Here is a 6,112-nt window from a genome sequence, read left to right on the forward strand (position 1 = left end):
CATGCTCTACGGGCCAAGGCCGACGAGGCTGGTGCCGCCGCAGACATAGAGCACCTGGCCGGTGACGAAGTCCGAGCGCTCGTCGAGGAAGAAACTGATCGCGTGCGCGACATCATCGCGTGAGCCGAGCCGCCCGACCGGCACGTTGCGCGCCATCCGCTCCTGCTGCTCGGAGCCCTTGGGAATGATGCCCCAGAAATTGTCGGTCAGGATCGGCCCTGGCGCCACGACATTCACGGTGATGCCGCTCGCGGCGAGCTCCAGCGCCCAGGTGCGCGCCATGCCGTGCACGCCGGCCTTGGTCGCCGAATAGGCCGACCGCGTCGCCGCGCCCATTGCGGCGCGCGAGCTGACGAACACGATGCGCCCGAAGCGGCGCGCACGCATCCCCTCCAGCGCCGCCTGGGTCAGCAGCATCGGCGCGCCCAGGTGCAGCTGCGCCAGCATCAAAATGTCTTCCGGCTTCGCATCGGGCAGCAGGTTCGGCAGGATCACGCCGGCATTGTGCACGAGGCGATCGACGGCGTGATCGCGGCAGATCTCCTGCGCGATCGCGCGCGTCTCCTCGATACTGGAGAGATCAGCGCGATAGGCCGCGAGCAGATCATGCGTCCAGTCCGGCTTCTCCAGCCCGACCGAGACCACGCGCTGCCCGCTCTCGACGAGCTTTTTCGCCAGCGTCTCGCCGATCCCCGAATTGCCGCCGGTGATGAGTGTGGTGCGGATCTCGCTCATGATCAAATCTGCCGCCGCTTGAGGTCGCGAAGGTCGAAGAACGCACCGTCAGACATCAGCCTGGCGACGAAATCCCTCAGGCCGCCGCGCTGGATCTTCTCGGTCGCGGTCAACGGCAGGCTGTCGACGAAACAGATCCAGCCCGGCGCCTTGTAATAGGCCATCTGCTCCAGGCTCCAGCGCACGATCTCCTCGGCGAGCGCGCGGTCGGCACCGGCCTCCTCGGCGATGATGACCGCCGCAACCTCGTCGCCGCGCACCTGATCGGGCGTCGCGGCAACCGCGGCCTGCCGGATTGCGGGATGGCGGTTGAGGACGGACTCGACCTCGACCGCGGCAATGTTCTCGCCGGAACGGCGGATCACGTTCTTCTTGCGGTCGACGAAATGGAGGTCGTCGTCCGCATCGCGCGATACGATATCGCCGGTGTGCAACCACCCGCCGTCCCACGCCTCGGCGGTGGCGGCCTCGTTCTTCAGGTACTCGCGGAAGAACCCGTAACGCGGGTCCGCGCCTGCCCGCCGCACGAGGAGCTCGCCCGGCGTCCCGACCGGCGCGTCGTTGCCGCTGTCGTCGACGATACGAACGTCGACCTCGGGGGCCGGACGTCCGAAACAGCTCGTGCCGATCTTGCGCGGCTCGACATTGGCGGCGATGACGCCGCCGCTTCCCGTCTCGGTCATCGCCCAGGCCTCCAGCAGCGGAAAGCCGAAGCGCTCCTCGAACGGCGCATGCAGGAGCTTGTCGACGCCGGCGCCGAAGCCGAAGCGCACGGTGTGCGCGCGGTCCTGCTCCGATTGCGGTGCACTCATCAGCATCGAGGGCATCACGCCGAGATAATGCAGACAGGTCGCGCGGCTGTCGCGCACGGACGCCCACCAGGTACGCGGATGAAAGCGATCGAGCATGGTGAGGCTGCCGCCGACCGACAGCATCGCCATCAGCGACACCGCCATCGCGTTCATGTGAAACAGCGGCAGCGGCGTGATCATGCGCTCAAAGTCGGGCTTGAGATCGATCAGCCCGCCGACATCGCGATACCAGTTTCCGGAATGCAGGAAATATGTGTTGGTGAGCACGCAGCCCTTGGGCTGTCCCGTGGTTCCAGACGTATAGAGCAGCGCGCATTCGCTCGCCTCGCTTCCGTCGGTCGAAGGCCGCGCACCTCCGAAGGGTACGGGAACGTCGTCCTGATCAGTCACGACCGGGATCGGCCGGCCGGCCTGGCGCGCCGCGGTCTCGACCTCGTCGCGCCGCTCGGCGAGGACGAACGCTGCATTCATCTCGGAATGCGCAATGATGTACTCGAGCTCGCTGATCCGCAAATCGGGATTGATCGGCACGACGGAGACGCCGAGCCCGTTCAGCGCGAACCACAGCTCGACGAACACCGGCCGGTTCTGGAGCAGCAGCCCGACCCGGTGGCCTTCGCCATAGCCCCGGCTTAAAGTCGAGCGCCAGCGCTCGACCCGGTCGAGCATGGCGCGGTAGGAAATCTCGCCTGCCGCGATGCCATAGATATCGGCGGTCTCCGGCAGCACGTTGAGGAAGCCTGCCTCCTCCCGGCGAAGGGCGGTCTCGCGAAAGCGGGCGTAGACTGTGGTCGCAGCGGTCAAGGCGTACTCACATGAAAAGCTGGATGTTGCCGAACGGCGCGTCGAAATTGACGAGATCGACCCGCTTGAGCTTGATCTTCAGAGCATCGCCGACCTCTACGAATTCGTGCGACGCCCATCCCGAATAGCGCTCCAGCAGATCACCACGGGTCTCGGTATAGATATAGGACGTCCGCGCCTTGTAGACGCCCGCAGCCGGGTCGCACGCCACGATCCGCGGTGCCTGGAGAAGATGATGGCAACGGCTCTTCGGCTTCTGGCTGAAGGTCCGCTCGCCGGCGAGCCGCTCGACCCGCACCTTCAGGAGCAGCAGATCCTCGTACATCAACGAGGGCTGGAGCACCGGATCCTGCTGCTGCCATTCGAGCGGCATCCAGTAGCGCCCTTCGGGGTGAAACAGATCGAGCCAGGCCTGCCATTGCATCGTGTCGAGCAGCTCGGCTTCCAGATAGATCAAGTCCGTGATGGCCTTCTCGTCGATCATTCCGCGGCCTCGACACGCTTGTCCATGTCCATGGTCATGAATTTCGACCAGGCGTGGAACTGGTTTCGCATCTGTCGCTCGGACGTGCCGTTGATCACGGCCGTGACGTCCTGCTCTTCATGGTTCTCGTAAAGGCGCCGCAGATTGACCCATTGATTGCCGTTGGACTTCAGTCCTTCCTGCGCCCGCTCGTACATTTCGAGATCATCGTGTCCGACGATCGAGGTCGGCGCATTGATGAAGCGGTTGTACATCAGCGCCCGCTCATAGAGCTTGTCCGGCGCGCCGACCAGGCGATAGACCCAGCTCTCGACCAGCGTCCTGTCGACCGCGATCGGGATGAAATTGCGCAGGATCTGCACGGCGCCCTTGACCATGATGTTCGGGAAATACACGGTGTTGTGCCTGACCTCGCCGAGGATCTCGTGCGCCCGCTCCTCGCCATAGGCCGCGACCATCTGGCCGAGATAGCCTTCGATGTCCGAATAGTTGGAATGGATGGAGTTGGCGACGCCGGTATGGCCATGGCCGTTCGGCCAGATCCTGATGCCGCTCTGCTCGTAGAACTCGTACGGGCTCATGAAGGGACCATAGAGCTGCACCGCCATCGGCGTCTCCGTGGAATCGCCCTGCTCGCGCTTCCAGACCTTGACCGCGGTGCCGGCCGAGCTCTCATGCGCCACCATCGGATGGCAGGTGTCGGTCTGGTTCTCGACCAGCATCTTCCAATTGCAGGTGTGCATGTAGCGGATCGGCGTCGCCTGGACTGCGAGCTTCCCCTCCGGCGAGCGGTCGACCATGTTGTCGATGGTCGAAAGGCTCTCGCCGAAATAATCCTCGAAGGACACGCCGTCATCGCTCAGGCGGGCGAAGATGAAATCGCGATAGATCACGACGTTCCTGACCTTCGACAATCCCTCATTCGCTTGCGTGTCGCCAAAGCCGGTGCCCTCGTAGCCCTTTTTCAGAGGGATCGCGAGCAGCGAGCCGTCGGTCTTGAACGACCAGGCGTGATAGGGGCAGCGGAAGAACTTTCCGGTGTTGCCGCAGGGCTCGGAGGCGATCTTCACGCCCTTGTGCGGACAGCGGTTGTAAGAGACGTGGATGGAGCCGTCGGTGTGGCGGCTCGCCAGCACCGGCTGACGGCCGATATTGGCGGTGATGAAATCGCCGGGCTTTCCCAACTGGCTCGCGTGCCCGACATAGATCCAGCTGTTCGGGAACAGGTGCTCCATCTCGAGCTCGAAGATCTCGGGGTCGACATAGACGTCGCGGTGCACCTCGGCCTCGCGCACCAGCGCCGCGATCGCGTCGGCATTCTGTCCGTATTTCGCCATGACGTCCCTCGCCTCCCCTAGAGATCCAGCACCAAACGTTCCGACTTCGCGCGTGACACGCAGATCTGCATGACCTTGTTGGACGCCCTCTCGTCGTCGCTGAGGATGATGTCGCGATGGTCGGGTACCCCTTCGATCACGCCGCACTGGCAGATGCCGCAATCGCCGCGCTGGCAGTCGTAGAGCACGTCGAGACCAGCGGCCTCCAGCGCCTGGATGATGGTCTGACCGGCCGCGACGCTGACGACCTGCCCGGTCGATTTGAGCTCGACCTCGAACGGCAAGTCGGCCGAGGACGATTGCTCGGCCTTGAAGAGCTCGTAGTGGATGCGGTCTGCCGGAATGTCCCTGCCGAGCGCAGCCGCCTTCACCGCTTCAATCATGCCGGCCGGACCGCAGGCGTAAATGTGGGCGTTTGCGGCGGCATCGCCGAGCGCCGCTGCAATGTCCAGGCGGGACTCGTCGCTGTCGTAGTGGATGGACAGGCCCTTGGCGCATATCTCCTGCAGGTGCGGCAGGAACGCGAGCAGGCCTTGCGTGCGGCCCGCATAGTGCAAGCGATACGGGCTTCCTCTGGCCGCGAGATTCGCCGCCATCGACAGGATCGGCGTGACACCGATGCCGCCGGCGAACAGCAGCGCGGGCGCCGCTCCCTCATGCAGATGAAAATTGTTGACCGGCGCCGTTGCCTTCACGACATCGCCAATCTTCAGCGCGTGCATGAACTGCGAGCCGCCGGTCGAAGCCTCCTCGCGCAGCACCCCAAGCGCCAGCATACCTTCGGGAAGGCCCGGCAAAGCCATCAGCGAGTACGGCCGGTCGCCTCCATTCGGGAGCGCCACGCGGATATGGGCGCCCGCCTGCCATCGCGGCGCGACACCGTCCTCCACGCCAAACACAAGGCTCCGTATGAACGGCGTCTCCGCGGCATACGATCTGACCTTGAGCTTGAGCGGATGCGTGTCCATTCAGGCATCTCACGAATTATATGAATTTGCATATTTTTAGACATGTAATAATTAGCTGTCAATCGCCGGCGCGGGCTCAGGCTCGGATTGCAGTCCGAGGCACGTCTCGTTGGTGCAGGACGGTTGGCACGGCCCCTCCGAGGTTGCCCACGCCTCAGCGGATGACGGATCACTCCGAACAACGACCGGCCGCGCGTTCAATAGACTTTGCCGCCCGTGCACACACCGCCTTTGAGCGCCCGCCCCGATCCATCATGGGCCGTGGGAAGACTTCAACTCAAGCCATTCATTTTGCTGAGGTATTTTATCGTCGACGTTCCGCTGACGCCGCGTTCGGTGCCCTGGTAACCGCGAAAGAAGACAGCAATCGCGCTGCAAGCACAGCAATCGCTCTGGAGCGGGGCAGCATCCACGCGGCTAACGGTTGAGGATAGCAAATCCAAGACAAGCCATGTCCCTGTTCCCGAGCGGCACCGCCACACCGGCCTCCATTGTCGAGGCTCAGAAGGCCGTTCTGGGCAATCCACCAAAGGCACGCGCGAGCTTTGCCAAGGGCCGCTGCGTCCGGGGGACCTACATCCCTTCGGATCGGGCCGACGAGGTCACGAAGTCGCGGAGCTTCACAACACCATCGCGCGTGCTGGCGCGCTTCTCGGTGGACGGCGGTCCCCGCGAATCCGAGACCACGGATCTCACGCTGCGCGGCTTCAGCTTCAGGCTCGGCAACGACGAGCACCGCTCCGACATCCTCACACAGAGCGCTCCGGTTCATTATGCGAGGACGCTCGATCAAATGCTGGCATTCCTCACCTCGCGCATGCCTGGTCGCGACGGAAGGCCGGACCTGGAGAAGATCAAGGCCTTCTCCACCGCCAATTGTGTTTCGGCATGGAATAAGGACCCCGTTTTCGGGGTGATCGGCATCCAATCGGGACCCCGAGATAAGGGTCCACAGTGGCTTCCATCGAGTCA

Annotated in this window: 6 protein-coding genes; 1 reads left to right on the plus strand and 5 read right to left on the minus strand. The window is 63.8% G+C overall.

Features of this window, described 5'->3' with window-relative positions; translation table 11 throughout:
• Positions 1-6: 6 nt before the first annotated feature.
• The 5 genes from ABIB99_RS19150 to ABIB99_RS19170 are packed head-to-tail and all read right to left on the minus strand — an operon-like array spanning position 7 to position 5,140.
• Entirely contained in the window at positions 7-735 is a 729-nt protein-coding gene (locus ABIB99_RS19150) for an SDR family NAD(P)-dependent oxidoreductase (protein WP_354177088.1), read from the minus strand.
• A gap of 2 nt (positions 736-737) precedes the next feature.
• A complete protein-coding gene (locus ABIB99_RS19155; protein ID WP_354177089.1) occupies positions 738-2,351 on the minus strand; it encodes an ATP-dependent acyl-CoA ligase in 1,614 nt (537 codons plus the stop codon).
• Between the two features lie 7 nt (positions 2,352-2,358).
• Positions 2,359-2,835 (minus strand): aromatic-ring-hydroxylating dioxygenase subunit beta, encoded by a 477-nt coding sequence (locus ABIB99_RS19160; RefSeq protein ID WP_028153091.1) that lies wholly within the window; start codon positions 2,833-2,835, stop codon positions 2,359-2,361.
• Complete coding sequence (locus tag ABIB99_RS19165) at positions 2,832-4,172, minus strand: aromatic ring-hydroxylating dioxygenase subunit alpha (RefSeq protein ID WP_354177091.1); 1,341 nt, start codon at positions 4,170-4,172, stop codon at positions 2,832-2,834. Before ABIB99_RS19165 ends, ABIB99_RS19160 begins: the two co-directional genes overlap by 4 nt.
• Before the next feature lie 17 nt (positions 4,173-4,189).
• Positions 4,190-5,140, minus strand: coding sequence for a PDR/VanB family oxidoreductase (locus ABIB99_RS19170; protein ID WP_354177093.1), 951 nt, complete (start codon positions 5,138-5,140; stop codon positions 4,190-4,192).
• Between the two features lie 451 nt (positions 5,141-5,591).
• Between ABIB99_RS19170 and ABIB99_RS19175 the strand changes: the two genes are divergently transcribed.
• Positions 5,592-6,112: catalase (locus ABIB99_RS19175; RefSeq protein WP_354177094.1), on the plus strand; the 521-nt coding region annotated here is incomplete at its 3' end.

The organism is Bradyrhizobium sp. LA6.1 (assembly GCF_040547805.1).
GTDB lineage: Bacteria > Pseudomonadota > Alphaproteobacteria > Rhizobiales > Xanthobacteraceae > Bradyrhizobium > Bradyrhizobium barranii.

What these genes read in the sequence shown, in the direction of transcription:
- ABIB99_RS19150 (WP_354177088.1), bottom strand. Translation starts at nt 735, where the DNA reads ATGAGCGAGATCCGCACCACACTCATCACCGGCGGCAATTCGGGGATC.
- ABIB99_RS19160 (WP_028153091.1), bottom strand. Translation starts at nt 2,835, where the DNA reads ATGATCGACGAGAAGGCCATCACGGACTTGATCTATCTGGAAGCCGAG.
- ABIB99_RS19165 (WP_354177091.1), bottom strand. Translation starts at nt 4,172, where the DNA reads ATGGCGAAATACGGACAGAATGCCGACGCGATCGCGGCGCTGGTGCGC.
- ABIB99_RS19170 (WP_354177093.1), bottom strand. Translation starts at nt 5,140, where the DNA reads ATGGACACGCATCCGCTCAAGCTCAAGGTCAGATCGTATGCCGCGGAG.